Raw genomic sequence first — 26536 nt, forward strand, 5'->3', positions numbered from 1 at the left:
TACTGCCCGCGGCCCACTTCGTGCGGGCTCACTTCTTGGCGCCGCCCAGGATCTGGCCCAGGAGGTCGCCCAGGCCGCCGCCGGCCGGGGCTGAGCCGGGGGCGGAGCCCGCGGTGGCCGCGCCCGCGCCCTTGCCGGCCGCGCGCTTGGCGAAGACAGCCAGCAGCACGGGGATCAGCAGCTCGATGACCCGGGAGATGGTGGGCGCCGGGATGCCGGTCTTCTTCGAGACCGCGTTGGCCACGGGCCCGCTCACTTTGGCGAGCACCCCCGCCAGCAGGCCGCCGCCCAGCAGACCGCCGCCGAGCGTGGCAACGCCCTCCAGCGGGGGCTCGGACACCTCCGCGAAGGCCTGGCGGACCTCGTGGCCGTCGTCGTCATCGGCGTCGGCCTTCTGCTGGAGGTCACCGGTCATGGCGCCGACCGTGGCGGCGACCGTGTCGCGCGCACCGTCGGCGTCGGTACCGAGCAGACCGGCGATCTCGGTCAGCCGGTCGTCGCCGAGCTCATGGAGCACGTCGTCCTGGAATGAGGGTTCGCTCATGCCTGAAACGCTACGTCCGTGGTCTTTTGGCGGCATCTCGGATCGTACTCGCGTGCGGCTCGGGTAACGGAAGGGTAAAGCTGTGCATCGGCGTGCAACCCCCGGCCGTTGTGGCGGGTCGTACTTTGCGTCGGCACTTCCGGGAGGGGATCTGGGGGGATCGGGAAGTCCGACGAGGGAGGGGTAACCGTGAGGGGGTCCGGCCGGAAGGCCGGACCCCCTTCCGGTTTTCCACAGGCCGGACGGCCTGTCGGCGGCGACCGGTAGTTTCAGCGCATGACTACCAACGGAGCGGTGCAACTGGCAGTGGTCGAGGGGGTGCTGGAGCGCATCACCTACGCCAACGAGGAGAGCGGCTACACGGTCGCCCGGGTCGACACCGGACGCGGCTCGGGCGACCTGCTGACCGTCGTCGGATCGCTCCTCGGGGCGCAGCCGGGCGAATCGCTGCGCATGGAGGGCCGCTGGGGCTCGCACCCCCAGTACGGCAGGCAGTTCAGCGTGGAGAACTACTCGACGGTCCTCCCCGCGACCATCCAGGGCATCCGCCGCTATCTCGGCTCCGGCCTGATCAAGGGCATCGGACCGAAGATCGCCGACCGGATCGTGGAGCACTTCGGCACGGACACCCTGGACGTCATCGAGGACGAGCCGAAGCGGCTGATCGAGGTGCCGGGGCTCGGGCCCAAGCGGACGAAGCTGATCGGCGCCGCCTGGGAGGAGCAGAAGGCCATCAAAGAGGTCATGGTCTTCCTCCAGGGCGTCGGGGTCTCCACCTCCATCGCGGTGCGGATCTACAAGAAGTACGGCGACGCCTCCATCTCGGTGGTGCGCAACCAGCCCTACCGGCTCGCCGCCGACGTCTGGGGCATCGGCTTCCTCACCGCCGACCGCATCGCCCAGGCCGTCGGGATCCCGCACGACAGCCCGGAGCGGGTCAAGGCCGGACTCCAGTACGCCCTGTCCCAGTCCACCGACCAGGGCCACTGCTTCCTCCCCGAGGAGCGGCTGATCGCCGACGGGGTCAAGCTCCTCCAGGTGGACACCGGGCTGGTCATCGAGTGCCTCGCGGAGCTGGCTGCGGACCCGGAGGGAGTCGTACGGGAACCCGTGCCCGACCCCCAGGGCGGCCCGCCCGTCACCGCGGTCTACCTGGTGCCCTTCCACCGGGCCGAGCTCTCGCTGGTCGGCCAGGTCCGGCGGCTGCTGCACGCCGAGGAGGACCGGATGCCCGGCTTCCAGGACGTGGACTGGGCCAAGGCCCTGGAGTGGCTGGCCGGGCGGACGGGGGCCACCCTCGCCCCCGAGCAGCGGGAGGCGGTCCAGCTGGCCCTCACCCGCCGGGTCGCCGTCCTCACCGGCGGCCCGGGCTGCGGCAAGTCCTTCACGGTCCGCTCGATCGTCGAGCTGGCCCGGGCCAAGAAGGCCAAGGTGGTGCTCGCCGCGCCCACCGGCCGGGCCGCGAAGCGGCTTTCGGAGCTCACGGGGGCCGAAGCCTCGACCGTGCACCGGCTGCTGGAGCTGAAACCGGGCGGGGACGCCGCCTACGACCGGGACCGGCCCTTGGACGCCGACCTCGTCGTGGTCGACGAGGCCTCGATGCTGGACCTGCTGCTGGCCAACAAGCTCGTCAAGGCCGTGGCGCCCGGAGCGCACCTGCTGTTCGTCGGGGACGTGGACCAGCTCCCCTCGGTCGGCGCCGGGGAGGTGCTGCGCGACCTGCTGGCCGAGGGCGGCCCGGTGCCCGCCGTCCGGCTGACCAGGATCTTCCGGCAGGCCCAGCAGTCCGGCGTGGTGACCAACGCCCACCGCATCAACACCGGCGTGCCGCCCATCACGGACGGGCTGCCGGACTTCTTCCTCTTCCCCGAGGAGGACACCGAGGAGGCGGGCCGGCTCACCGTGGACGTGGCCGCCCGGCGTATTCCGGCCAGATTCGGGCTCGATCCGCGCCGGGACATCCAGGTGCTCGCGCCCATGCACCGGGGCCCCGCCGGAGCCGGGAACCTCAACGCCCTGCTCCAGCAGGCCATCACGCCGGCCCGCCCGAACCTCCCCGAGAAGCGGTTCGGCGGCCGGGTCTTCCGGGTGGGCGACAAGGTCACTCAGATCCGGAACAACTACGAGAAGGGCGCCAACGGTGTCTTCAACGGCACCGTCGGCGTGGTCACCGGCCTTGACCTGGACGAACAGCGGGTGACCGTGCGCACCGAGGAGGACGAGGAGATCGGATACGAGTTCGCGGAGCTGGACGAGCTCGCCCACGCGTACGCCGTCACCATCCACCGCTCCCAGGGGAGTGAATATCCGGCCGTCGTGATCCCGGTCACGACCGGCGCTTGGATGATGCTCCAGCGCAACTTGCTCTACACGGCGGTGACCAGGGCGAAGAAACTGGTCGTGCTGGTCGGGTCCCGCAAGGCCCTCGGCCAGGCGGTGCGTACCGTTTCCGCAGGCAGGAGGTACACCGCGGTCGCGCCCAGGCTGTCCGGCCGGATACCGGTGGGAAACATCACCTAGATGATCGATCATTTGGGGTTCCACCACCGGTGCGGAGGGGGCAGGATGAGCAGCTTGACGGCACTCAGTGCCGTCAAAAGCACCAAAGGCCGACCCCGAGTGCACTCTTCTGCGCCAAATGGGGGAAGGTAGAGGCAGTCAGGGCACCTCGAAGAAGAGGCACTACGTCGGTGAGGGATGACGTGAGCGACAACTCTGTAGTACTCCGGTACGCGGACGGTGAATACACCTACCCGGTGGTCGAGAGCACCGTCGGTGACCAGGGCTTCGACATCTCGAAGCTGAGGGCCCAGACCGGGCTCGTCACTCTGGACAGCGGCTACGGCAACACCGCCGCCTACAAGTCCGCGATTACCTACCTCGACGGCGAGCAGGGAATCCTGCGTTACCGCGGCTACCCGATCGAGCAGCTGGCCGAGCGGTCGACCTTCATCGAGGTCGCCTACCTGCTGATCAACGGGGAGCTGCCGACCGTCGACCAGCTCGCGTCGTTCCGCAACGAGATCACCCAGCACACGCTGCTGCACGAGGACGTGAAGCGCTTCTACGACGGCTTCCCGCGGGACGCGCACCCGATGGCGATGCTGTCCTCCGTGGTCAGCGCGCTGTCGACGTTCTACCAGGACAGCCACAACCCGTTCGACGAGAAGCAGCGCCACCTGTCGACGATCCGTCTGCTGGCCAAGCTCCCGACGATCGCGGCCTACGCGTACAAGAAGTCGGTCGGCCACCCGGTGGTCTACCCGCGCAACGACCTCGGCTACGTCGAGAACTTCCTGCGCATGACCTTCTCCGTGCCGGCCCAGGAGTACGACCTGGACCCGGTCGTGGTCTCGGCGCTCGACAAGCTGCTGATCCTGCACGCGGACCACGAGCAGAACTGTTCGACCTCCACCGTGCGTCTGGTCGGCTCCTCGCAGGCGAACATGTTCGCCTCGATCTCCGCCGGCATCTCGGCCCTGTGGGGCCCGCTGCACGGTGGCGCCAACCAGTCCGTCCTCGAGATGCTGGAAGGCATCAAGAACGACGGCGGCGACGTCGACGCCTTCATCCGCAAGGTGAAGAACAAGGAAGACGGCGTCCGCCTCATGGGCTTCGGGCACCGCGTCTACAAGAGCTTCGACCCCCGGGCGAAGATCATCAAGGCGGCGGCCCACGATGTCCTCTCGGCGCTCGGCAAGAGCGACGAGCTGCTCGACATCGCGCTCAAGCTGGAAGAGCACGCGCTGGCCGACGAGTACTTCGTCGAGCGCAACCTCTACCCGAACGTGGACTTCTACACCGGTCTCATCTACCGGGCCATGGGCTTCCCGACCGAGATGTTCACCGTGCTCTTCGCGCTCGGCCGCCTTCCCGGCTGGATCGCCCAGTGGCACGAGATGATCAAGGAGCCCGGCTCCCGCATCGGCCGCCCGCGGCAGATCTACACCGGCGAGGTCCTGCGCGACTTCGTCCCGGTCGAGGCCCGCTGACCCGAGCCCCGCAGACCGAGGCCCAGCGGCCCGAGCCGCTGGCCGGAGGTCAACCGCACCACGGCATACGAAAAGCGCCCCGCCGTCGATCCCCCCACGGGTCGACGGTCGGGGCGCTTTCCTTTCCCCGGAACGGATTCCCCCCACGGGACCCGAGCCGGGGTGTCGGCGAGGAGTGCCGGAGCACTCCAGTGGGGTTCTGCCGGGACCCGTACGGGACGGGAGGGCCGCTCAAAGCTCTCCGTTGAGCACGCGTCCCGGCCGGCTGATGCCCCGGTAGGTCCCCCAAGACCCTCCGCGAACGTCCCCCGAGACGTTCTTTGCATCGCCCCATTAGACCCACGCAACCGCCATATGGTTACGTTCAAATCACTGTGATCTGCGTCTCCCGTGAAGGAGATGTGTGCACAGTGCGAAGGAGATCCACTATCGGAAGGACCTCAACCGGAGGCTGTTGGTCACTACGAACACCGAAGAGAAGGCCATGGCCGCTCCGGCGATCATCGGGTTGAGCAGGCCGGCGGCCGCCAGCGGCAGCGCCGCCACGTTGTATCCGAAGGCCCAGAACAGGTTGCCCTTGATGGTGGCCAGGGTCCGGCGGGAGAGCCGGATCGCATCCGCCGCCACCCGCAGGTCGCCCCGAACGAGCGTCAGGTCGCCCGCCTCGATGGCCGCGTCGGTGCCGGTGCCCATGGCCAGGCCCAGGTCGGCCTGGGCGAGCGCGGCCGCGTCGTTGACCCCGTCGCCCACCATGGCGACCGTACGGCCCTGCGCCTGGAGCCGGCGCACGACGTCCACCTTGTCCTGCGGGAGCACCTCCGCGATCACCTCGTCGATGCCCACCTCGCGGGCCACCGTCTCGGCCACGGCCTTGTTGTCGCCGGTCAGCAGGACCGGCGTGAGGCCGAGTGCCCGCAGCCGGGCCACCGCCTCGGCGCTGGTCTCCTTCACCGCGTCGGCCACCGTCAGCACCCCGCGCGCCTCCCCGTCCCAGGCGACCAGGACCGCGGTGCTGCCCGCAGCCTCGGCGGCGGCCTTGGCCGCGGCCAGCGGCGCCGGCAGCGGGATCGCCCAGTCGGCCAGCAGCTGCTCCCGGCCCACCAGGACGGCGTGTCCGTCCACCACGCCCTGGACGCCGAGCCCGGCCAGGTTCTGGAACCCCTCGGGCACCGGCAGGGCGCCGGCCCGCTCCGCCGCGCCGGTGGCGATGGCCCGGGCGATGGGGTGCTCGGAGGCGTGTTCCAGCGAGCCCGCCAGGCGCAGCAGCAGGCCCTCGTCGGTGCCCTCGGCGGTGTGCACGCCGGCCAGGGTCATCCGGCCGGTGGTGACCGTCCCGGTCTTGTCCAGGACGACGGTGTCCACGCGGCGGGTGGACTCCAGCACCTCGGGGCCCTTGATCAGGATGCCGAGCTGGGCGCCCCGGCCGGTGCCGACCATCAGGGCGGTCGGGGTGGCCAGGCCCAGGGCGCACGGGCACGCGATGATCAGGACGGCCACGGCCGCGGTGAAGGCGGCCGTCGGGTCGTCGGTGATGAGCAGCCAGGTCACCCAGGTGCCGAGCGCGAGCAGCAGGACGACGGGCACGAAGACCCCGGAGATCCGGTCGGCCAGCCGCTGCACCTCGGCCTTGCCGTTCTGCGCGTCCTCGACCAGCTTCGCCATCCGGGCCAGCTGGGTGTCGGCGCCGATCCGGGTGGCCTCGACGACCAGGCGCCCGGAGGCGTTGACGGTGGCGCCCGTGACGGCGTCGCCCACGCCGACCTCGACCGGTACGGACTCGCCGGTCAGCATGGAGGCGTCCACCGCGGAGCCGCCCTCGACGACCGTGCCGTCGGTGGCGATCTTCTCGCCGGGCCGCACGACGAACCGGTCGCCCACCGCGAGCGCGCTCACCGGGATCCGCACCTCGGTACCCCCGCGCAGCACGCCCACGTCCTTGGCGCCGAGTTCCAGCAGGGCCCGCAGGGCCGCGCCCGCCTTCCGCTTCGAGCGGGCCTCCAGGTAGCGGCCGAGCAGGATGAAGCTGACGACCCCCGCGGCGACCTCCAGATAGATGGCGGAGGAGCCGTCGGTGCGGGAGACGGCGCCCCCCTGAACCGTGAAGAGGGTGAAGCCGTGCCGCATGCCGGGCATCCCCGCGTGCCCGAAGAACAGGGCCCACAGCGACCACACGAAGGCCGCCAGGGTGCCGACCGAGACCAGGGTGTCCATGGTGGCCGCGCCGTGCCGGGCGTTGGTCCAGGCGGCCTTGTGGAAGGGGAGGGCGCCCCAGACGACCACGGGGGCGGCCAGGGTCAGCGAGAGCCACTGCCAGTTGTCGAACTGGAGGGCCGGGATCATGGACAGCAGTACGACGGGCAGTGCGAGGGCGGCCGAGACCAGCAGGCGCTGGCGCAGCGCGGCCGACTCGGGGTGGCGCGCGGCGTCGGCATCCTCGGCCGCCCCCGTGGACCCCGTCCCTGCTCCGGGCGCCGGTTCCGGTTCCGGCGGCGGGGGCTCCTCGGCGGTGTACCCGGTCCTGACCACGGTCGCGATCAGATCGGCCACGCTCACCTCGCCCGCGTACGAGACCCTGGCCTTCTCGGTGGCGTAGTTCACCGTCGCGGTGACCCCGTCCATCCGGTTCAGCTTCTTCTCGATGCGGGCCGCGCATGAGGCGCAGGTCATCCCGCCGATGGTCAGCTCGACCTCGCCGGCGTCGGCCGCCGCTATGGGTCCGTCGTGCACTGTGCTGCTGCTCATGTCCGGCTCCAGGGGGAGGGCCGGGTCGTACGGGACCAGTATGAGCTGGCCGGTACGACCCGGCGGGGTACTGCCGAAGTGCTGCCGCGGACCGCGTCCGTCTCGGTCCGCGGTTCCGCGGTCCGCGGTCTCGGGGAGAGGCGGTGCTCAGACCTGGCCGACGAGCTCGTAGCCGGCCTCGTCCACGGCGGCGCGCACGGTCTCGCCGTCGAGCGGGGCGGCGGAGACCACGGTGACCTCGCCGGTCGCGGCGACGGCCTTGACCGAGGTCACACCCGGCAGGGCGGTGATCTCGGCGGTCACCGCGCCCTCGCAGTGCCCGCAGGTCATGCCGGTCACCCGGTAGACGGTGGTGGTCTGGGTGTCCGTCTCGGCGCTCATGTCGTTCTCCTCTTCAAGGGCGTATCCGGTCGCCGGAAGCGGCGGCGCGTCACCCAACCGTCCTCCCGACACTGCGAGACTATACCCCTAGGGGGTATCGATGCGAGTGTTCTCGACCTCTCTTCGACTGTTTCTCGGCCGGAGCGGTGCGGTGGACTGCCGCTGGTGACCTTCGAGATCCTGCCGGGCATCCTCGTCGGGCCGGACGTCCTCGGCGGGGCCCGGCGGGCCCCGCCTGCGTCGGTCAGTCCTCGCGGCGCCCCCGGTTGCCGGGGCGGCGGGCCACCCAGGCGCGGATGGTGTCGGCGTACCAGTAGGGCTTCGCACCCTCCACGTGGTCCGGCGCCGGAAGCAGTCCGTGCTTGCGGTAGGAGCGCACGGTGTCCGGCTGGACCCGGATGTGCGCGGCGATCTCCTTGTACGACCACAGCTGTCGGTCGCTCATCCACGACACCTCCTTGTCCACGCCCGGGGCCGGCCGGGAGGCCGTCGGGGGAGCCGGCGCGTGGACACTGACGATCACTCGCGTTGTGCCCCTAGAACGACGCCCTGTGAGCGCAGGGGAGGGGCTGTCGACCGCCTGTGACGGAAAACCCGCGTAACGCGGATATGCGTGACACGAGGGCGACCCCTGTGACAGATGCGGCACAGGGGTCGAATGGGATGAGATGACCGGTCAGCGGTAGAGGGCGGGCCGTTCCACCAGCTCCACCGGGGTCCGTACGCCGGTCCGCGCCGCGGCGAGCCCCGCTTCGGAGACCGCGGCGGCCGCGTAGCCGTCCCAGGCGTCGGGCCCGTCCACCCGGCCCCGCGCGGCCGCCGCCACCCACCGCCGGACCTGGCGGTCGTACGCGTCGGCGAACCGGGTGAGGAAGTCCTGGGTGATCTCCCCGCCCCACCGGCCGTCCGACTGCACGACCATCGCGTGGCCGTCGCCGATCCGGGCGCTGCCGGACTCGCCGACCGCCTCGCACTGGACCTGGTAGCCGAAACCGCAGTTGACGAAGATCTCCACGTCGACGACGGCCCCGCCGGTGGTCTCCAGCAGGACGAAGCGCGGGTCGCGCAGCCCCTCGGGCGCGGCCGAGGAAGGGGTGGGGGAGAGCACGGTCACCGCGCTGACCTCCTGCCCCAGCAGCCAGCGCGCGGCGTCCACCTCGTGCACCACGGAATCGCTGATCAGCATGTCGCTGGTGAAGAAGGAGGGCGAGGAGGCGTTGCGGTGCCGGCAGTGCAGGAAGAGCGGCCTGCCGATGCCGCCCGCGTCCAGCAGCTCCTTCAGCCGCTCGTACTCGGCGTCGAAGCGCCGCATGAACCCCACCTGGACGAGCCTGCGCCCCAGCCGCCGCTCCGCCTCCATGATCCGCAGGGCGCCCGCCGGATCGGGGGTCAGCGGCTTCTCGCAGAGCACCGGCAACTCCCGTTCCAGGGCGTGCAGGATGGCCTCCTCGTGGGCCGGCCCGGGCGAGGCGATCAGTACGGCGTCCACCCCGGGTGCGGCTATCGCGGCCGCCGGGTCGGTGTGCGCGCTCGCGCCCGCCAGGCCTCCCGCGACCTCCTTGACCCGGTCGCCGTCCGGGTCGGCCACCGCCGCCACCCGGGCCCCGCCGACCGTCCGGCCGATCCGGCGCACGTGGTCGGCGCCCATCCTCCCGGTGCCGATGACGGCGATGCCGAGCGTGCTGGTCATGTCGTACGTCCTCTCAGAGCGGTCAGCGGGCGCCACAGGAGCGCAGGTAGGAACGGGTCCGGCGGGCGATCGGCAGCGGCTGGTCGGGCGGGCACGGGTACATGTCCTGCTCGACGATGGCGAACAGGTCCACGCCGAGCGACTGTGCGGCGGCCAGCACGGGCTCCAGCGCGGGCACCCCCGACGGCGGCTCGCACATCACCCCGCGCGCCACGGCCGGCCCGAAGGGCACCCGGCCCGCCACGACTTCGGCGAGGACGCTCGGGTCCACCTGCTTGAGGTGCAGGTAGCCGATCCGCTCCCCGAAGGTCTCCAGGGCCTTGACGCTGTCCCCGCCGCAGTAGGCGTAGTGCCCGGTGTCCAGGCAGAGGGAGACCAGCGCGGGATCGGTGGCGTCGAGGAAGCGGGCGACGTTCTCCGGGGTGTCGATGTGCGTGTCGGCATGCGGGTGGACGACGATCCGCAGCCCGTACCGGTCCTGGACCTCCCGGCCCAGGCGCTCGGTCTGGGCGGTCAGTTCACGCCATTGACCGGGCGTCAGCACGGGGTCCTCCAGCATCTCGCCCGTCTTGTCGTCGCGCCAGAAGGACGGGATGACGACCAGGTGCCCCGCACCCATGGCCCGGGTGAGCTCCGCGATCCGCGACACGTGCTCCCAGGTCTGCTCCCACACGGCGGGCCCGTGATGGAGTCCGGTGAAGACGGTGCCCGCGGACACCCGCAGGCCCCGCGCGGCGGTCTCGTCGGTGAGGCGGGCGGGATCGGTGGGCAGGTAGCCGTACGGGCCGAGCTCGATCCACTCGTACCCGGCGTCCGCGACCTCGTCGAGGAAGCGGTCCCAGGGGGTCTGCCGGGGGTCCTCGGGGAACCAGACACCCCAGGAGTCCGGAGCCGAACCGACACGGATACGGGTCAACGTGGGCGGGGAGGACGTCATGGCGGCCACCTTAGGGTGCGAGGCTCGAAGGGACGGGGAAGAGCAGTTGGGGGAAGAGGGAGAAGTGGGAGAAGTGCCGGAGACCACCGCGGAGGGGTCCGTGTTCGACCTGATCACGATGGGGCGGATCGGGGTGGATCTCTACCCGTTGAGAAGCGGGGTACCGCTCGCCGAAGCCGACACCTTCGGCAAGTTCCTGGGAGGCTCCCCGACCAATGTCGCGGTGGCCGCGGCGCGGCTGGGCCGGCGGGTGGCGGTGATCACCCGGGTCGGCGCGGACCCCTTCGGGGAGTACCTGCGGGCCGAGCTGCGGGGATTCGGCGTCGACGACCGGTGGGTGGGCGAGGTGGCCGCCTACCCGACTCCCGTGACCTTCTGCGAGATCTTCCCGCCCGACCACTTCCCGCTGTACTTCTACCGCTTCCCCAAGGCCCCCGACCTGGAGATCTGGCCGGCAGAGGTGGACATGGGGGCGGTGCGGGCGGCCCGCGTGTTCTGGATGACCGGAACGGGCCTGAGCGCGGAGCCGAGCCGCGGCGCGACCCTGGCGGCGCTGGAGGCCCGCTCGAAGTCCGGGACCACCGTCTTCGACCTGGACTGGCGGCCGATGCTCTGGTCCGGGGAGCCGGGACCCTGGTACGAACGGGCTCTGGCCCTGGCGACGGTGGCCGTCGGGAACGTGCAGGAGTGCGAGATCGCCACCGGCGAGAGCGAGCCGTACGCGGCGGCCCGGGCCCTGCTGGCGGCCGGGGTCGAGCTGGCCGTCGTCAAGCGGGGCCCGGCCGGGGTCCTGGCCGTCCACCGGGACGGAACCGTCGCGGAGGTGCCCCCGGTCGCGGTGGACGTGGTGAACGGGCTCGGCGCCGGGGACGCGTTCGGGGGCGCCCTGGGCCACGGGCTGCTCGCCGGGTGGGAGCTGGAGCGGGTGATCCGGTACGCGAACGCGGCCGGGGCGATCGTGGCCGCACGGCTGGCCTGCTCGACGGCCATGCCGTACGCCAAGGAGGTCGAGGAGGTGCTGGGGTCTTGACGGTGACCACGACACAGGGGCTGGACCTGACCGCGCTGCGGGTGGTGGCGCTCGCGCCGGGCGGGACGTACGCGCACGCCTGCGGGGACCACGAGTGGATCGTGCTCCCGCTGGCCGGAGGATGCGCCGTCCGCTGTGCGCAGCCCTCGCCCGCGGGGCGGCCCGGTCCGGAGCCGAGCGTGTTCGAACTGCACGGGCGCGAGAGCGTGTTCAGCGGGGTCAGCGACTTCGCCTACCTCCCCCGGGACGCGCAGGCCGAGATCAGCTCCGCGGCGGGCGGACGGTTCGCGCTCGTCGGGGCGCGCTGCGAGAACGTGCTCCCGGCCCGGTACGGGGCGGCCCGTGAGGTTCCGGTGGAACTGCGCGGCGCGGGCACCTGCTCCCGCCAGGTCAACAACTTCGCCGCCGCCGACACCTTCGTGTGCGACCGCCTCATCGCCGTCGAGGTCCTCACCCCCGGCGGGAACTGGTCCTCGTACCCGCCCCACAAGCACGACGAGCACCATCCCGGCGAGGAGTCCCGGCTGGAGGAGATCTACTACTTCGAGATCGCCCCGCACGGCGGCACGCCCGGCTTCGGCTACCAGCGTGTCACCCCCTCCCCGGCCGGGAAGACCGACATCCTCACCGAGGTGAGGACCGGAGACACCGTGCTCATCCCCGACGGCTGGCACGGGCCGTCCATCGCCGCGCCCGGGCACGACATGTACTACCTGAACGTGATGGCCGGGCCCGGCGGGACCCGGGAGTGGCTGATCCGCGACCACCCCGACCACAGCTGGATCCGGGGCAGCTGGGCGGGCCAGGACGTCGACCCCCGGCTGCCCTTCTACCGGGCGGAGGACGGGGCGTGAGCGGAGGAAGGGACATGGCCGGAGCAAGGGACACGGCCGGAGCAAGGGACACGGCCGGAGGGCCGGGCACGAGTGCGGGGCCGGGCACGAGCAGGCTCACCGTCGCGCAGGCCCTCGTACGGTTCCTCGCGCGCCAGTACACCGAGCGCGACGGGCAGCGCCACCGGCTGATCGCCGCCACCTGGGGGATCTTCGGGCACGGGAACGTCGCCGGGATCGGCCAGGCCCTGCTGGAGTCCGGCCCGCGGGAGATGCCCTTCCTCCAGGGGCGCAACGAGCAGGCCATGGTGCACGCCGCCGTCGGGTACGCCCGGCAGTGCGGGCGGCTGTCCGCGCACGCCGTGACCACCTCTATCGGCCCCGGCGCCACCAACCTCGTCACCGGCGCCGCCCTGGCCACCGTCAACCGGATCCCCGTGCTGCTCCTGCCCGGGGACACCTTCGCCACCCGGCCCGCCGACCCCGTGCTCCAGCAGCTGGAAGTGCCCTACGCCGGCGACGTCTCCGTCAACGACACGCTGCGGCCCGTGTCCCGCTACTTCGACCGGATCACCCGCCCCGAGGCCCTGATCCCCGCCGCCCTCCAGGCGATGCGGGTGCTCACCGACCCCGTGCAGACCGGCGCCGTGACCCTGGCCCTGCCGCAGGACGTGCAGGCCGAGGCGTACGAGTGGCCCGAGGAGTTCTTCGCCGAGCGGGTGTGGGGCGTGCGCAGGCCCCGGCCCGGCCGGGAGGAGCTCGCCGCCGCGGCCGAGGCCGTACGGGGCTCCGCGCGTCCCCTGCTCGTGGCCGGCGGCGGGATCCGGCACGGCGCGGCCCAGGCCGCCCTCGCGGAGTTCGCCTCCGCGACCGGGATCCCGGTCGCCGTCACCCAGGCCGGCAAGGGCGCCCTGCCGTACGACCACCCCGCCGAGGTGGGCGGCATCGGGCACACGGGAACCTCCACCGCGAACGCCCTGGCCCGGGAGGCCGACCTGGTGATCGCGGCGGGGACGCGGCTGACCGACTTCACCACCGCCTCCGCGACCCTGTTCCAGAACCCCGCCGTCCGCTTCCTCGGGCTGAACCTCGACCCGTACGACGCCCACAAGCTCGCCGCCCTGCCCTTGGTCTGCGATGCCAGGGTGGGCCTGGAAGAACTCCGGGAAGCGGTCGCCGGGTACCGCGTGGACCCCCTGCACGAGGCCACGTACAAGAAGGAAAAGATCGGCTGGGAGCGGCAGGTCGACCGGGCCTGGGCGACTCCCGACGAGGACGCCGTCCCCACGCAGGTCCAGGTGCTCGGCCTGCTCGACGCCCTCGTCGAGGGCGGCGACGCCTCCGACATCCTGATCAACGCCGCCGGCTCGCTGCCCGGGGACCTGCACAAGCTGTGGCGGCCCCGGTCCTCCGACCAGTACCACGTGGAGTACGGCTACTCCTGCATGGGCTACGAGATCCCCGCCGCGATCGGGACGGCGCTCGCCGCACCCGGACGGCCGGTGTGGGCGCTGGTCGGGGACGGGACGTACCTGATGAACCCGACCGAGCTCGTCACGGCGGTGCAGGAGGGCATCCCGGTCAAGGTGGTCATCCTCGACAACCACGGGTACGCCTCCATCGGCGGCCTCTCGGGGGCGGTGGGCGGCGAGGGATTCGCGACCGCCTACCGCTTCCGGGGGGAGGACGGTGGGTACGGGGGCGCGCCGCTCCCGGTGGACCTCGCGGCGAACGCGGCCTCCCTGGGGATGGCCGTGATCTCCGCCCGGACCGTGCGTGACCTGCGGAAAGCCCTCGCCGAGGCCAGGTCGGCGGACCGTCCCACATGTGTCTACGTGCAGACCCGAACACCCGACACTGTGTCGGGCCCACCCCCGGCACAGGCGTGGTGGGATGTTCCTGTGGCCGAGACCGCGACCCGTACGTCGGCGATCGAGGCCCGCGAAGAGTACGACCGGCAAGCCGCGCAGCGACGTCGCCATCTGTGAAGGAGCAAGGCAATGAAGACCGTCAACCACTGGATCGGTGGCAAGACCGTCGAGGGCGCGTCGGGCAACTACGGCCCGGTCACCGACCCGGCCACCGGCGAGGTCACCACCCAGGTCGCCCTCGCCTCGGCCGATGAGGTCGACGCGGCGGTACAGGTCGCCCAGGAGGCCTTCCAGACCTGGGGCCAGTCCTCGCTGGCCGCCCGCACGAAGGTGCTGTTCGCCTACCGCGCCCTGCTGGACGCCAACCGCGACGCGATCGCCGAGCTGATCACCGCCGAGCACGGCAAGGTCCACTCGGACGCGCTGGGCGAGGTCGCCCGCGGCTTGGAGATCGTCGAGCTGGCCTGCGGGATCACCACCCAGCTCAAGGGCGAGCTGTCCACGTCCGTGTCGAACCGCGTGGACGTCTCCTCGATCCGCCAGCCGCTGGGCGTGGTCGCGGGCATCACCCCGTTCAACTTCCCGGCCATGGTGCCGATGTGGATGTTCCCGCTGGCCGTGGCCTGCGGAAACACCTTCATCCTCAAGCCGAGCGAGAAGGACCCGTCGGCGTCCAACAAGCTGGCCGAGCTGATGAGCGAGGCCGGTCTGCCGGCGGGCGTGCTGAACGTCGTCCACGGTGACAAGGCCGCCGTCGACGCGCTGCTCGCGCACCCCGGCATCGCGGCGGTCTCCTTCGTCGGCTCGACCCCGATCGCCCGCCACATCCACACCACCGCCTCCGCCAACGGCAAGCGCGTCCAGGCCCTGGGCGGCGCCAAGAACCACATGCTCGTCCTCCCGGACGCCGACCTGGACGCGGCCGCCGACGCCGCGGTCTCGGCCGCCTACGGATCCGCCGGCGAGCGCTGCATGGCGATCTCCGCCGTCGTCGCCGTCGGCTCGATCGCCGACACCCTGGTCGACAAGATCCGCGAGCGCGCCGAGAAGATCAAGATCGGCCCGGGCAACGACCCGACCTCCGAGATGGGCCCGCTGATCACCGCCGCCCACCGCGACAAGGTCGCCTCGTACGTCAGGGGCGCGGCCGCGCAGGGCGCCGACGTGGTCCTGGACGGCACCGGCTACACGGTCGAGGGCAACGAGAACGGCCACTGGATCGGCCTCTCACTGCTGGACAACGTCAAGACCGACTCCGACGCCTACCGCGACGAGATCTTCGGCCCGGTGCTGTGCGTGCTGCGCACCGAGACGTACGAGGAGGGCGTGGCCCTCATCAACGCCTCGCCGTTCGGCAACGGCACCGCCATCTTCACGCGGGACGGCGGCGCGGCCCGCCGCTTCCAGCTGGAGATCGAGGCGGGCATGGTCGGCGTCAACGTCCCGATCCCGGTGCCGGTGGGCTACCACTCCTTCGGCGGCTGGAAGGACTCCCTCTTCGGGGACCACCACATCTACGGCAACGACGGCATCCACTTCTACACCCGCGGCAAGGTCGTCACCACCCGCTGGCCCGACCCGGCCGACGCCCCGTCGGGCGTGGACCTCGGCTTCCCGCGCAACCACTGACGCCCGACCCCGACCCTCCGGACAGCAGACCCCGGACAGCAGACCCCCGGACAGCAGACCCCCGGCCAACCCTCACCGGCCGGGGGTTCCTGCTGGACCACGGGTGACGTGACTACCGGGTGACTACCGGTCGACTACTGGGTGCTCCACTTCCAGCTGTCCAGCTTCATGAACTCGGCGGGCGTCCGCGCGTCTTCGCCGTTCCAGACCAGCCGGGCGGGCGGCTTGGCGGCGGTGCCGATCCAGACCGAACACCGGGTGCGGGTCTCGCCGATGTCCCAGCCGAGGTAGACCTCTGCGACGGGGCAGCCGCCCTCCTCGTAGCCGGAGATGATGACCGGCATCTTGGCCGCCTCGTTCCCCTTCTCGTCGAGGATGTGGATGGGCAGGTTGAGGTTGGCGTTCGGGTGGTCCACCTTCCCTGTCTTCAGGGTGTACGTCACGAAGACGTAGTAGGGGGTGTCGCCCAGTTCGGGGTGCTGGTCGTAGTAGCCCGCCTTCATCTGCTTCGGGCCGCCCTTGACGATCTTCTGCACGGCCACCTGGAAGGTTCCGCCGTCGGGGCCCTCGATGAGCTTCGGCGCCGGCTGCCCCAGCGACAGCGCGGGACCCCACGTGGCCTCCGGGCTCGGGCTCGGGCTCTGGCTCGGGGCGGCCTGCCCGCCCGCGGTCTTCGCCCCGGAGAGGGCGGGAACGGCCGGCGAGCCGCCTTCGCCGCCACTGCCGCAGGCGGTGAGCGTGACGCCCAGTACGGTGGCCAGGAGCCCGTGAACGGCTATGGAATTGCGACGCATGAGTTTCTTTCCCCGTGGAGATCTCCGGGGGAGAACAGGCCTTGACCACGACGGAGTCCCCCAGGCCACGCTGCGCGTGGCCTGATCATGTTAAGGGCCGGGGCCCAGCTCTGGTCTTGCTCAACTCCGGTTGGGCCGCCCGCGCGAGCGGGCATCGTCCCGGCACACGCGATGTGCCGACGACGTGTGAACCGAGACCCACGGGGGACGACTTGACCGACTTCCTGATCATCGCGGGCTTCGCCCTGATCGTGATCCTGGCCGTTGGAGCGGGCGGGAACAACAAGACCAAGCGCCGCGGCGGCGGCGACGGTGGCGGCTACGGCTGCGGGGGAGGAGACGCCTCCTGCGGCGGCGGCTCCTCCTGCGGCGGCGGTGGCGGCGACTGAGCCGCCCGCCGCGCCGCCGGGCGTGCGGCGCCGCCGAGGAGGCCGCAGGGCGGACGGACGACGACCGGCACGCCGACGCGGCCATGAGGGGCTCGGAGGCTTCCGCCCACAGAGGGCGGCCATCGACCGAGCGCGCCTCGCATCAGGGGTGGAACAGGGGCCAGACGTCGGTCGGGGCCTTGGTGCTCCAGACCGCGTCGCCGTGGCCGTAGGAGGGGACCGTGGTGAAGGTGACGCGGGTGTTGCCGGCGGCGCGGATCAGGTGGGCGCCGTGGGGTTCGTCGCCCCGGCCCAGCTCCATGTTGACCCACACCACCTCGGCGCGGACGCGGTCCCAGGCGATCGGGTACGTCGCCGCGTCGCCCGCCCAGATCGCCGCGAGGTCCCGCATCAGGGCCGTCGGGAGCAGCCCGCTGCCCAGGGCGGCGGTCGCAGCGTGCCAGGTGGCGAGCGGGGTGTGGGTCAGCGCGAAGCGGTCCTCGGCCGGGGTCGCGCCGAAGCGGTACTCGCCCGCGCTGTGGCCCTGCTGGTAGATCCAGTTCGCCGGACCGGGGAGGGCGGCGGTGCGGATCAGCGCGAAGTGGGCGAGCCCGGCGTTGGTGAAGCGCCGGGCCGGGTCCGGCGGCCACGGGACGGGGGAGGGGGCGTCCGGTTCGGCCACCGCCCGCGCGATCAGGGCGGCCAGGCCCGGGTCGGTGGCGTACCGGCCCTGAGCGAGCTGGTCCGCGTACGCGTCCCGCGTCAGGGCCGCCCGTACCGCCAGGTCCCCGGCGTACGGGCCGGTGGTGTCCAGGACGAGCACCCGGCGCAGCCGCGGCGAGGCGTCGTACGAGGCGGCGTCCAGGGCGAGGGCGGCCCCGGCGGAGTGGCCGGCGTACTGGTACGGCAGGCGCAGTACGCAGTCCAGCGCCGAGACCACCTGCTCCAGGTCCCGGCGGTGCGCCGCGAGACCCCACTCGGCGGTGATGTCGGCGGCCGTCGCGGCGTCCTCGCGCGGGGTGACGCCGACGACCAGCAGGCCCTGGCGGCGCAGGTGGTGGGCGAGGCCGCCGCCGTCGTGGCCGTCCGGGGCGAGGAACTCGGCGGCGAAGTTCAGACCCCCGCCCGGCAGGAGGTACGCGATCCCGTGCGGGGCCCGCGTCGTGTCCGCGACCACGTCCACCGTGAGCGGGGCCGGACCGCCGTCGTCGAGCGGGAGCGTGAGCCGGATCCAGCCGTTCCCGGGCAGGTAGGCGGCGGTGCCCGTGCTCAGCGCGCGCTCGATGCGGGTCAGCAGCCCGGCGCCCTTGACGGCCGGACCGGGCTCGCTGTGCGTTGGTTCCATCGCTCGTGCCTCCCCGTGGCCGGCGATGGCCGAATGCCGCCGCCGTCAGCTGGGGACACCCTCGCCCGTCAGCGGGTCCGCGCCAAGGGCGGGGCCGGTTCCGCCCGTTCCGGGCCGGCGAGCCGGCGCCGGCGCAGCGTCCGGAAGACGAGTCCGGCGCCCGCCAGCACCAGGACGGCGCCCACCGCGGGCCACGGGACGGCGAGGAAGTCCGTACCGGACTCCGAGACCAGCTCCGGGTAGGCGGCGGCGCCCGCGGCCACCTTGACGGTCACCCAGTCCAACTGCGGGGCGTCCGGCCACGGTTCCATCAGCTCGATGCGCTGCCCGGGCAGCAGCACCAGCCGCAGCTCACGGGCCGGCCGGTCCAGTACGTCCCGCCCCAACAGCCCCTCGGCGGACACCGTCACCTTCGGCTCGACCACCACGTTGCCCCGGTTGACCAGGGTGTACGAGACGGTGGCGCGGGCGTCCTTGATCCAGGGCAGCACCGGCGCGCCCCGGCTGACCCGCACGTCCTCCACGCTCAGTCCCGGGGTCAGCGGCCCGGGTACCCGGAAGTACAGCCGGGCGCCCACCGAGCGCTTCACCCCGACCTGCACCTTGCCCTCGGGCTGGACGCCCTCGACCGCCGTGTTGAGGGCGACGATCCCTCCGACGTGGTCACCGGGCGTCGCGTCCTCGGGGACCTTCACCGTGAACGGGATGTCCTTGCGGCCCTTGGGCGGCACGGTGACGGTGGCACCGGTCTCCGCAGGCAGCACCGTCCAGCTGCCGACGTCCTTCGGCTTCGTCTCGACGGGCAGCAGCGCGAAGGCGCCGCCCGCGGGGGTGTTCACGGCGTCGGTCGCGAAGACCTGGAACGTCAGCTCCTTGTCGGAGGAGTTCAGGATCGTCACGCTGTCGCTGACCGTGGTCCCGGCGGCGCCCTGGTGGAAGAAGTACGCGCGGTCGGTCATCGCCGCACCGGCCGGGGGCGTCGGGAAGACCCCCCAGGTGCCGTTGTCCGCGGCCGTGGCGGCGGTGGCGGGGAGGAGCAGGCCCGCGCCCAGCAGGAGCAGGCCGAGGAGCAGACCGTACGGGGAGATGCGGGTGCGCATGGGCGGGTCTCCAGACGGGACGGGCAGGACGGAGCGGGGGGCCGGTGCGTCGGCGCGGGGGCGTGGGGGTGCGGCGCGGGGACGCGGGGGTGCGGCGCGGGGCCCGGGCGTGGTGCGGGGGATGCGGGAAGGTGGTGCGGCGCCGGGGAGCGCCGCACCACCCTGGGGTCCGGCCCGGTCAGGCGATCGAGAAGGTGACGACCGTCTGGTAGGTGTCGGCGAACATGAACGGCGGGAGCTGGATCATCCCCGCGCCCCCGACGGCGAACTCACCACCGGTCAGCTCCTCCCCGCCGGCGGCCTGCGAGGCCACCTTCATCGGGGTGTCGGAGATCGCCCCGGGCGTGCCCGCGGTGCAGGTGCTCGGGCTGTCCGGGTTGGTGACGGTGCAGGACGGCTGGATGCCGATCTGCGCCTTCGCCATCGAGTGGCCGGTCGTGGTGTTCAGGAACGGCGTACGGGTCGCCGTGACGTCCCAGCCGAGCGAGCCGCCGCGGAAGTCCTGGACCGTCGCGGCGTTGAAGACGCCGACCACCGACTGGGACTTGCCGTTGATGGTGACCGCGCCGAAGTCGACGGCCGGCTGGCCGTCCTTCGGGCCGAGGGCCAGCGGCCCGGGGAGGACCTCGACGTCGACCGGGTTCTTCACGCCCGCCTGGTCCTCCAGGTACACGAAGGACTTGTACGGGGTGATCGAGCCGTCGATCTTCAGGGCGTCGGCCTTCTTGGTGACCGTGATGTCGCAGGTCGCGGCGCCCGACGCGTCGGCCGAGCCGGTACCGGTGTCACCGGTCGCCACGCCCGCGAGCAGGGCGGAGCAGGTGACGGCGCCGGCCGGGAAGTTGGCGCCGGTGACGACGACGGCGGTGCCCGCCTTGCCGCTGTTCGGCGTCAGCTTGGTGGTGACCGGGTCCTTGGGCAGGGCCTCCACGGCCACCGAGCCGAGCGGGGCGCTGGGCCGCGGAGCCGGGACACAGGTGGTGGTGAAGACCGAACCGCTGAGGTCCGCGTCCGTGACCGCCAGGTCCAGCGCGACGGAGACCGAGGTGCCCTCGGAACCGTCCGGGATCTTCACGGTCCCGGAGAACGCCTTCGGGTCGAGCGGCTGCCCGGCCACGACGCTGACGGTCTCCGGAGGGCTGGTGACCACCTGGGTGGTCGTCCCCACCTTGAGGGTGATCTTGGTGGTGTTCACCGTGGTGACGGAGAAGCCCGGGACCAGCGGGCTCGCGCCCGGATCGATGGTGATCGGGACGACGTCGCCGGCCTTGGCGTTGTCGGGCAGGGTGACCGTGAAGTTCTGGTTGCCCGAACCGTCCGGCTGCGGCGCCGGAGCGTCGCAGTTCACGAACACCGAGGTGGTCTTGGTCGCGGCCTGCGCCGTCCCCGCCAGGCCCACGGCGCCACCCGTCAGGGCCAGGGACAATGCGCCCGCCCCGGCCAGAATTCTTCGTCGGAACGTAGTACTCACTGGGTCGCGACTCCTTCGTCAGACGAACCCCTCCCCCCACCCGCTGTGTGGGGGAGGCCGAGCCGGTGCGGAGGCCGACATTGACGCGTCGCGGTGATGAGAAGTCAATGACTTGCTTTCGCCCGAAGCACACAGAAATTGATGTCCCATCAGGACGGGTCCGACGGGACACCGGGTACCGACCGGTCGGTGGGCGGGGCGGGTGGTGCGCGCGGTATTCCGGGCGGTATTCCGGGCGGTATTCCGGGAGGGCTCCGGGCAGGTCCGAGCGGGGCGGCTCAGCGGTCGGTCGGGGCGTGCAGCAGCAGGTTCGGGGTCCCGGGAACGAGGCCGGTGATCCGGTCCGTCACGGCGCTGTGCAGCAGCGACCGGGTGACCTGGGCGGGGGTCTTCGCCGTCCCGCCGGCCAGGATCAGCGCGGCGACGCCCGCCGCGTGCGGGGCCGCCATGGAGGTGCCGGAGGCCCGCGCGAGGGCGGTCGGGGAACCCTTCCAGGCGGAGACCACGGACACGCCCGGTGCCGAGAGGTCCACGCAGCGGCCGTGGCTGGAGAACGGCGCCCTCCGGTCGGCGGCGTCGGTCGCGCCGACCGTGATGGCCTGGCGGACACGCGAGGGGGACCCCGTGCAGGCGTCCTCGGCGGTGTTCCCGGCGGCCACGGTGAAGGTGATCCCGGAGGCGACCGCCCGGGTGACCGCCGAGTCGAGGGCGAAGCTGCGGCCGCCGCCCATGCTCATGTTGGCGACGGCGGTGGCCTTGCTGCGCTTGGCGTCCCGCACCATCCAGTCGAGGCCGCGCACCATCTCCGACAGGCGGCCGCTGCCCCGGCAGTCGGCGACCTTCACGGCCACGAGCGAGACCCCCTTCGCCACGCCGTACGTCGCCCCGCCGATGGTTCCCGCCACGTGCGTGCCGTGGCCGTTGCAGTCGGTCGCGGACTCCAGGAACACCGCGTTGTAGCCGAAGCGGGCCCGGCCGCCGAACTCCTGGTGGGCGGTGTTGATCCCGGTGTCCACGACGTACGCGGTGACGCCCTCCGCCTTCGAGCCGTACGTGTACGAGCCGTCGAGCGGAAGGTCGCGCTGGTCGATCCGGTCCAGCGGCCACGGCGCCAGGGACTGGGCACCCCCGGCGCGTTCCCCGTCGACCGGGGCGTCGTTGATCCGGAACGCCGCGTCCGGCTCCACGGAGGCGACCCGCGGGTCGGCGGCGAGCGCGGCCGCCCGGGCGGCGGTGGTGCGCAAGGGGAAGCCGTCGAGCACGGTGTCGTAGACGGCCCCGACCTCGTCGCCGGCCCCCGCCGCCTCGGCGGCAAGGGCGCGGGTGGCGGCCGCGGCGCGCGTGCCGGCCTTGAGGACCACGACGTAGGGGGCGAGGGTTTCGGCGGCGGCTTCGGAGGCGGGCGCGGTCGACAGGGCGGCCGTCGCCAGCAGGGCGGCGGCCGGGAGCAGCGCGGTGAGTGCGGTCATGCGGCCGATGCTCGGCGAGGTACGGGGCGGGCGCGCGGAGGGTGCGCCGAGTGGGCGCACGACACGCCCCCGGAGGGACTACCCGGGTCCCGGGCCGTTGCCCTGGCCGGGCCGTTGACGGGGTTCGGGCTGCCCCTGCCCTGGCCGGGCGGGGGTCGGGTTCGGGGTGCCCCTGCGGGGCGGGGCTCGTTTGCAGCTCGGCTGCTGCGGGCGCCTCAAGCGCCGGCGGGGCTGGGTTTGGCTGCGGGTTGGGCGGGGTGCCGGGGGCGCCGCCGGGGTGGGGTGTGGTCCGGGGCGGGCATGATTTATGGCGCCCCAGCCGAGCCCCCAGTCGCGGGGCGGTACGGGGCGCCAACAAATCACGTTTTAGCCCCGGACAACACCCCACCCCGACACCGCCCCCGGCCACGAAGCCCAACCCCCGCGGTAGGGGACATTTATCCGACCACCGGGGTCGGTGACGGGGCCGGGGTGGGGTGTCGACCGGGGCTAAAACGTGATTTGTGGCGCAGGGTCGGTCCAGCCCGTCAAGTCCGGAACGGGCGCCATAAATCATGCCCGCCCCGGACGACACCCCACCCCGGACACGGCACCGACCCACCACCCCAGCCCCGCCGGCGCTTGAGGCGACACGCAGCAGCCGAGCTGCAAACCGGCCCCGCCCGGCACGGGACAGCCCGAACCCCGGAAATCGCCCGGCCAGGGCAACGGCAGCCGAGCTGCAAACAGGCCCGGGGCACCGGGGACACCCCGAACCCCGCCACCCGCCCGGCCAGGGCACCGGCAGATCAGGCCCGGCCCGGCCGGGACAGCCCGAACCCCGTCAACCGCCCGGCCAGGGCAACGGCGGCGGCGTATTCCTCCGGCGCCGGCACGTCGTTCAGGGTCCAGCCCGGGACCGGGGCCGGGGTGGGGCCCGAGCCGACGTAGGGGTCGGTCAGGCCGAGGGCCAGGCCCGTGCCGGTGGCCTTGAGGTAGGCCTCCTTGCGGGACCACAGCCGCGCCATCGGCACGCGCCGTTCCGCTTCCGGGAGCGCGAGGAGCTCCGCCGTTTCCGCCGGGTGCAGGGTCCGCAGTACGTCCGCCACCGCCTGCCGGCTCGGGATCCTCTCCACGTCGACCCCCACCGGCACCCCGGCGAACGCCAGGTACGCCAGGTCCCCGCTGTGCGACAGCGAGAAGTGCACCGCGCCCCCCGCCACCGCGGGCCGGCCGTGCGGGCCGCCGCAGCAGGGGCAGTCCTCGCGCACCAGCGTGACCTTCTCCGGGGCCAGCCCCAGGTAGCCGCCGAGCAGCACCCGCAGCCCCAGGTGCGAGGCCACGTAGCGGTGTCGGTCCCCGGGGCGCAGCAGCCGTCCCGCGCGATCCCGTTCGCTCGCGTCGAGCACGGCCGAGGCCCCGTCGACCTCGTGGCCGCCGACCACGTCACGCGTGGTGTCCAGGGACCACACGGTCACGGCCGGGCCCACAGGGAGCGCGCCGATGTGCGGTGCTTCACCGCCGAGTTGGTTCACGTACTCGGTCACCTGATGAGGGTAGACGAGGCCCCCGCGGACCCGGCTAACCTCATCCCGGAATTGTCATACCGCAGCTCCAGGGGGAACACACCGTGCGCAGTGCCGTCGTGACGCCGGAAGGCGACCGGATCCGTTGGGTAGAACTCCCCGGGGACGTGGAGGTGCCTGCCCGCGTGTACCTGCACGGGCTCGGCTCCACCTCGCCCGCCTACTTCGCGGCCGCCGCCGTGCACCCCCTGCTGGCCGGACGGCGATCCCTGCTGGTCGACCTCCTGGGGCACGGGCACAGCGACCGGCCCGAGGGGTTCACGTACACGCTGGAGGCACACGCCGACGCCCTCGCGGAGGCGCTGGCCGCGGCCGACGTCGTCGGGGCCGAGGTGATCGCGCACAGCATGGGCGGTGCCGTCGCCATCGTGCTGGCCGCCCGGCATCCCGCGCTGGTCTCCCGCCTCGTGCTGGTGGACGCCAACCTGGATCCGGCGCCGCCCGTCCCGACGGCCGGCAGCAGCAGGATCGCCTCCTACACCGAGGAGGAGTTCCTGGCCGACGGCTGGGCCGAGGTACGCGAGCGGGTCGGCGCGCACTGGTGGTCCACCATGCGGCTGACGGGCCGTACCGCCCTGTACCGCACCGCCGTACACCTCGCCGCGGGAACCACCCCCACCATGCGGGAACTGCTGGTGGAGCTGAAGATCCCGCGCAGCTACCTGCTGCCGGAAGCGGACGGACCGCTGCCCGGCACCGAAGCGCTGGAGGCGGCCGGGGTCGCCGTCGTCCCGATCCCGGACTGCGGGCACAACATCATGCTGGACAACCCGGACGGCTTCGCCCGGGCCACCGCCGCAGCCCTCCTGCGCGACTAGCGGCAGCCAGGAGGAGACGGGCCGGCTCTCAGCCCTTCGTCCTCACCGCGCGTACCGCCGGGGTGCCGTCCTGCGCCTGGGCGCCGGGGGACGGGGTCCCGTCGGTCCAGGCGTAGACCTTCTTGCCCCGCACCGAGACCTGGTACTGGTAGAAGTCCCGGCACTCGGGCCGCTCGTCGGTCCGGGTGTCGCGCGGCCACCAGCGGGCGCCGAGGTGCGGGCTGCGCACCCGCTCGGGCGGGCCGGCGGCGCACTGCGGGCCGTCCAGCGGGGTCTCGCCGAGGGTGAACCGGATCAGCCGGGCCCCGCTGGTGGTGCGCGCCTGTATTCGGACGTCGGTCGCGTCCTTGGGTATCCAGCCGGGCAGGGTGAAGGCCCGTTCCCCTCGGGTGGGCGCGTCCGCGGCGGTCGCGAAGCGCTTGCCCTTCTCCTTGAACACGCGGTCGTTGAGGGTGTCGGTGACCGGGTTGGGCGGGAGGTTCGGCAGCGCGAAGGCAGCGGTGGCGAGGGCTCCCACGGTGGCGGCGGCGATGACGAGAGGACGGCGTTTCATAGAGACCAGTGTTCGTGGCGGAGCGTCTTCGCGCGTCCCTCCGCAGAACGAACCGAAGCTCTGCCGGAAGTCTTACAGGGCCTCATACCTGAGAGCGGGTCGGTCTCTCCCGGCAGAGCCCGGCATCCCCCGCGAAGCGCGGCGGGCAGCGGGGATAGGCTGGTTGTACGACGAGTTCGTCCCGTGCGAGGGAGCCCGTGCGAGGGAGCCCAGCGGAGGCCCCTGCGCATGGCCGTGCGCATGGCCGTGCGCATGGCCGTGCGCATGGCCGTGCGCACGGGCCGTACGTCCGAGGAGGGAACGTGACCGAGCGCAAGCCGCCGGGGGTCAGCTTCGAGTCCTGGGTTGACCGGCAGATCAGGGAAGCCGCCGAACGCGGCGAGTTCGAGGCCCTCCCGGGGTACGGAAAGCCGCTGGCCTCGCTCGACGCACCGTACGACGAGCTGTGGTGGATCAAGGGCAAGATGCACCGCGAGGGGTTCTCCTCCCTCCCTCCGGCGCTCGCCCTGCGCAAGGAGGCCGAGGACGCGATGGAAGCGGTCCGGGCGGCGCGCTCCGAGCGCCAGGTCCGGGACATCCTCACGGAGATCAACGAGAAGATCGGCGCGGCGCTGCGCATGCCCCCGCCCGGGCCGCCGCTCAACCTCACCGCGTTCGACGTCGAGGCCGTGCTGACGACGTGGCGCGAGGGACGCACCGGCTGAGCACCGGCGCCCAAGAGATCCGCGGGGCGCCGTTTCACCCCACCCCCGGCACCGGGGGTGGGGTGCGGCGTTAGAGGGGCTGAGGGCCGTCGAAGGGCCCCTGTCTCGGGTCCCGGAGGATCGCCGTGCCGCTTCGCCTCGCCCCGCTGCTCGCGTCGGCGTCCACGTCCCTGGCCGGGCTGCTCGCCCTCGCGGCCACCGCGTCCGCGCTCCCGGCCGTGCCGGCGGACAAGCCGCAGGTGCTGATCGGCTGGACCCAGACCAGCGCGGCCAGTTACACCACCTGGCTCGCGGCGCGCGGAGACCGGGCCAAGTGGTCGGCGTACGGGTTCGACTGGTCGACGGACTACTGCACCACCTCCCCGGACAACCCGTTCGGCTTCCCCTTCCGGACGGCATGCGCCCGCCACGACTTCGGATACCGCAACTACAAGGCGGCGGGCACCTTCCCGGCCCACAAACCCCGCCTGGACCAGGCCTTCCACGAGGACCTGAGGCGGGTCTGCGCGCAGTACCCACCGGTGAGGAAGGCCTCCTGCGACAGCACGGCCTGGACGTACTACCAAGCAGTCCGGGCCTTCGGGATCTCGGACTCCGGCCGGGGGCGCCTCGACTGACCGGGGGTGGCACCAGCACCACCCCGGATCCGGATGGCAGGGCCATCGAAGGCAGGAGGCGAACCCGCGACGATCAAGGGGAC

The 26536-nt window shown here is 72.5% G+C and carries 23 protein-coding genes; 10 read left to right on the forward strand and 13 right to left on the reverse strand.

Annotation, left to right across the window (positions count from 1 at the left end):
- Positions 1-28 precede the first annotated feature (28 nt).
- A complete protein-coding gene (locus ACZ4TG_RS12100; RefSeq protein WP_468161850.1) occupies positions 29-544 on the reverse strand; it encodes a DUF937 domain-containing protein in 516 nt (171 codons plus the stop codon).
- Between the two features lie 276 nt (positions 545-820).
- On the opposite strand from ACZ4TG_RS12100, the gene recD2 reads away from it, so the two are divergent.
- Positions 821-3064: an SF1B family DNA helicase RecD2 gene (gene recD2, locus ACZ4TG_RS12105; RefSeq protein ID WP_468161851.1), complete on the forward strand. Its 2244-nt coding sequence runs from the start codon at positions 821-823 to the stop codon at positions 3062-3064.
- 182 nt (positions 3065-3246) lie between these two features.
- Entirely contained in the window at positions 3247-4536 is a 1290-nt protein-coding gene (locus ACZ4TG_RS12110) for a citrate synthase (protein WP_048479416.1), read from the forward strand.
- 426 nt (positions 4537-4962) lie between these two features.
- On the opposite strand, the gene ACZ4TG_RS12115 is transcribed toward ACZ4TG_RS12110, so the two are convergent.
- The 5 genes from ACZ4TG_RS12115 to ACZ4TG_RS12135 form a co-directional block, all read right to left on the reverse strand.
- Positions 4963-7278 (reverse strand): heavy metal translocating P-type ATPase, encoded by a 2316-nt coding sequence (locus ACZ4TG_RS12115; protein ID WP_468161852.1) that lies wholly within the window; start codon positions 7276-7278, stop codon positions 4963-4965.
- Positions 7279-7425: 147 nt separating this feature from the next.
- Complete coding sequence (locus ACZ4TG_RS12120; RefSeq protein WP_468161853.1) at positions 7426-7659, reverse strand: heavy-metal-associated domain-containing protein; 234 nt, start codon at positions 7657-7659, stop codon at positions 7426-7428.
- Between the two features lie 244 nt (positions 7660-7903).
- Entirely contained in the window at positions 7904-8104 is a 201-nt protein-coding gene (locus ACZ4TG_RS12125; RefSeq protein WP_468161854.1) for a helix-turn-helix transcriptional regulator, read from the reverse strand.
- A 231-nt stretch (positions 8105-8335) separates the two neighbouring features.
- Positions 8336-9349 carry a Gfo/Idh/MocA family protein gene (locus ACZ4TG_RS12130; protein WP_468161855.1) on the reverse strand — a complete coding sequence of 338 codons (1014 nt, stop codon included), beginning with the start codon at positions 9347-9349 and terminating at the stop codon, positions 8336-8338.
- Between the two features lie 22 nt (positions 9350-9371).
- The gene (locus tag ACZ4TG_RS12135) at positions 9372-10286 is read right to left on the reverse strand and encodes a sugar phosphate isomerase/epimerase family protein (RefSeq protein WP_468161856.1); all 915 of its coding nucleotides are present in this window, start codon (positions 10284-10286) and stop codon (positions 9372-9374) included.
- 118 nt (positions 10287-10404) lie between these two features.
- Between ACZ4TG_RS12135 and iolC the strand changes: the two genes are divergently transcribed.
- From iolC to ACZ4TG_RS12155, 4 genes are read left to right on the forward strand one after another with little or no spacing between them, the layout of a single operon-like run.
- Positions 10405-11316, forward strand: coding sequence for a 5-dehydro-2-deoxygluconokinase (iolC, locus tag ACZ4TG_RS12140; protein ID WP_468162107.1), 912 nt, complete (start codon positions 10405-10407; stop codon positions 11314-11316).
- Between the two features lie 2 nt (positions 11317-11318).
- On the forward strand, positions 11319-12170 hold the full coding sequence (iolB, locus tag ACZ4TG_RS12145; protein WP_468161857.1) for a 5-deoxy-glucuronate isomerase: 852 nt from the start codon (positions 11319-11321) through the stop codon (positions 12168-12170).
- A gap of 14 nt (positions 12171-12184) precedes the next feature.
- Positions 12185-14137, forward strand: coding sequence for a 3D-(3,5/4)-trihydroxycyclohexane-1,2-dione acylhydrolase (decyclizing) (gene iolD / locus ACZ4TG_RS12150; RefSeq protein WP_468161858.1), 1953 nt, complete (start codon positions 12185-12187; stop codon positions 14135-14137).
- A gap of 12 nt (positions 14138-14149) precedes the next feature.
- Positions 14150-15649, forward strand: a complete 1500-nt coding sequence (locus ACZ4TG_RS12155) for a CoA-acylating methylmalonate-semialdehyde dehydrogenase (RefSeq protein WP_468161859.1) — start codon at positions 14150-14152, stop codon at positions 15647-15649.
- Positions 15650-15783: 134 nt separating this feature from the next.
- On the opposite strand, the gene ACZ4TG_RS12160 is transcribed toward ACZ4TG_RS12155, so the two are convergent.
- Positions 15784-16443, reverse strand: coding sequence for a hypothetical protein (locus tag ACZ4TG_RS12160; RefSeq protein WP_468161860.1), 660 nt, complete (start codon positions 16441-16443; stop codon positions 15784-15786).
- A 212-nt stretch (positions 16444-16655) separates the two neighbouring features.
- Here ACZ4TG_RS12160 and ACZ4TG_RS12165 point away from each other — a divergent pair, with 212 nt between their 5' ends.
- Positions 16656-16832, forward strand: a complete 177-nt coding sequence (locus ACZ4TG_RS12165) for a hypothetical protein (RefSeq protein ID WP_468161861.1) — start codon at positions 16656-16658, stop codon at positions 16830-16832.
- A gap of 142 nt (positions 16833-16974) precedes the next feature.
- On the opposite strand, the gene ACZ4TG_RS12170 is transcribed toward ACZ4TG_RS12165, so the two are convergent.
- The 5 genes from ACZ4TG_RS12170 to ACZ4TG_RS12190 all read right to left on the reverse strand — a co-directional run bounded on the left by ACZ4TG_RS12170 (position 16975) and on the right by ACZ4TG_RS12190 (position 23722).
- Complete coding sequence (locus ACZ4TG_RS12170) at positions 16975-18156, reverse strand: hypothetical protein (RefSeq protein ID WP_468161862.1); 1182 nt, start codon at positions 18154-18156, stop codon at positions 16975-16977.
- Between the two features lie 68 nt (positions 18157-18224).
- Positions 18225-19256, reverse strand: coding sequence for a WxL protein peptidoglycan domain-containing protein (locus tag ACZ4TG_RS12175; protein ID WP_468161863.1), 1032 nt, complete (start codon positions 19254-19256; stop codon positions 18225-18227).
- A 178-nt stretch (positions 19257-19434) separates the two neighbouring features.
- Positions 19435-20727 (reverse strand): hypothetical protein, encoded by a 1293-nt coding sequence (locus ACZ4TG_RS12180; protein ID WP_468161864.1) that lies wholly within the window; start codon positions 20725-20727, stop codon positions 19435-19437.
- A 278-nt stretch (positions 20728-21005) separates the two neighbouring features.
- Entirely contained in the window at positions 21006-22196 is a 1191-nt protein-coding gene (locus ACZ4TG_RS12185) for a S8 family peptidase (protein ID WP_468161865.1), read from the reverse strand.
- Between the two features lie 788 nt (positions 22197-22984).
- Positions 22985-23722 (reverse strand): 4'-phosphopantetheinyl transferase family protein, encoded by a 738-nt coding sequence (locus ACZ4TG_RS12190; protein WP_468161866.1) that lies wholly within the window; start codon positions 23720-23722, stop codon positions 22985-22987.
- Positions 23723-23805: 83 nt separating this feature from the next.
- Here ACZ4TG_RS12190 and ACZ4TG_RS12195 point away from each other — a divergent pair, with 83 nt between their 5' ends.
- Positions 23806-24579, forward strand: a complete 774-nt coding sequence (locus ACZ4TG_RS12195; protein WP_468161867.1) for an alpha/beta fold hydrolase — start codon at positions 23806-23808, stop codon at positions 24577-24579.
- A 28-nt stretch (positions 24580-24607) separates the two neighbouring features.
- Here ACZ4TG_RS12195 and ACZ4TG_RS12200 read toward each other — a convergent pair whose 3' ends face one another.
- Positions 24608-25132: a hypothetical protein gene (locus ACZ4TG_RS12200; RefSeq protein WP_468161868.1), complete on the reverse strand. Its 525-nt coding sequence runs from the start codon at positions 25130-25132 to the stop codon at positions 24608-24610.
- A 302-nt stretch (positions 25133-25434) separates the two neighbouring features.
- Here ACZ4TG_RS12200 and ACZ4TG_RS12205 point away from each other — a divergent pair, with 302 nt between their 5' ends.
- Together ACZ4TG_RS12205 and ACZ4TG_RS12210 are read left to right on the forward strand one after the other, a co-directional pair.
- Positions 25435-25836 (forward strand): DnaJ family domain-containing protein, encoded by a 402-nt coding sequence (locus ACZ4TG_RS12205; RefSeq protein ID WP_468161869.1) that lies wholly within the window; start codon positions 25435-25437, stop codon positions 25834-25836.
- A gap of 146 nt (positions 25837-25982) precedes the next feature.
- A complete protein-coding gene (locus ACZ4TG_RS12210; RefSeq protein ID WP_468162108.1) occupies positions 25983-26453 on the forward strand; it encodes a phospholipase in 471 nt (156 codons plus the stop codon).
- The last annotated feature ends 83 nt before the right edge of the window (positions 26454-26536 follow it).

Source organism: Streptomyces sp. NPDC028314 (genome assembly GCF_055565795.1).

Bases quoted from the DNA above. Each gene is read 5' to 3' on its own strand.
- iolC (WP_468162107.1), top strand. From the start codon at position 10,405: ATGGGGCGGATCGGGGTGGATCTCTACCCGTTGAGAAGCGGGGTACCG.
- iolD (WP_468161858.1), top strand. From the start codon at position 12,185: ATGGCCGGAGCAAGGGACACGGCCGGAGCAAGGGACACGGCCGGAGGG.
- ACZ4TG_RS12135 (WP_468161856.1), bottom strand. From the start codon at position 10,286: ATGACGTCCTCCCCGCCCACGTTGACCCGTATCCGTGTCGGTTCGGCT.
- recD2 (WP_468161851.1), top strand. From the start codon at position 821: ATGACTACCAACGGAGCGGTGCAACTGGCAGTGGTCGAGGGGGTGCTG.
- ACZ4TG_RS12130 (WP_468161855.1), bottom strand. From the start codon at position 9,349: ATGACCAGCACGCTCGGCATCGCCGTCATCGGCACCGGGAGGATGGGC.
- ACZ4TG_RS12175 (WP_468161863.1), bottom strand. From the start codon at position 19,256: ATGCGCACCCGCATCTCCCCGTACGGTCTGCTCCTCGGCCTGCTCCTG.
- ACZ4TG_RS12200 (WP_468161868.1), bottom strand. From the start codon at position 25,132: ATGAAACGCCGTCCTCTCGTCATCGCCGCCGCCACCGTGGGAGCCCTC.
- ACZ4TG_RS12160 (WP_468161860.1), bottom strand. From the start codon at position 16,443: ATGCGTCGCAATTCCATAGCCGTTCACGGGCTCCTGGCCACCGTACTG.
- ACZ4TG_RS12115 (WP_468161852.1), bottom strand. From the start codon at position 7,278: ATGAGCAGCAGCACAGTGCACGACGGACCCATAGCGGCGGCCGACGCC.
- ACZ4TG_RS12170 (WP_468161862.1), bottom strand. From the start codon at position 18,156: ATGGAACCAACGCACAGCGAGCCCGGTCCGGCCGTCAAGGGCGCCGGG.
- ACZ4TG_RS12185 (WP_468161865.1), bottom strand. From the start codon at position 22,196: ATGACCGCACTCACCGCGCTGCTCCCGGCCGCCGCCCTGCTGGCGACG.
- ACZ4TG_RS12155 (WP_468161859.1), top strand. From the start codon at position 14,150: ATGAAGACCGTCAACCACTGGATCGGTGGCAAGACCGTCGAGGGCGCG.
- ACZ4TG_RS12125 (WP_468161854.1), bottom strand. From the start codon at position 8,104: ATGAGCGACCGACAGCTGTGGTCGTACAAGGAGATCGCCGCGCACATC.
- ACZ4TG_RS12100 (WP_468161850.1), bottom strand. From the start codon at position 544: ATGAGCGAACCCTCATTCCAGGACGACGTGCTCCATGAGCTCGGCGAC.
- ACZ4TG_RS12120 (WP_468161853.1), bottom strand. From the start codon at position 7,659: ATGAGCGCCGAGACGGACACCCAGACCACCACCGTCTACCGGGTGACC.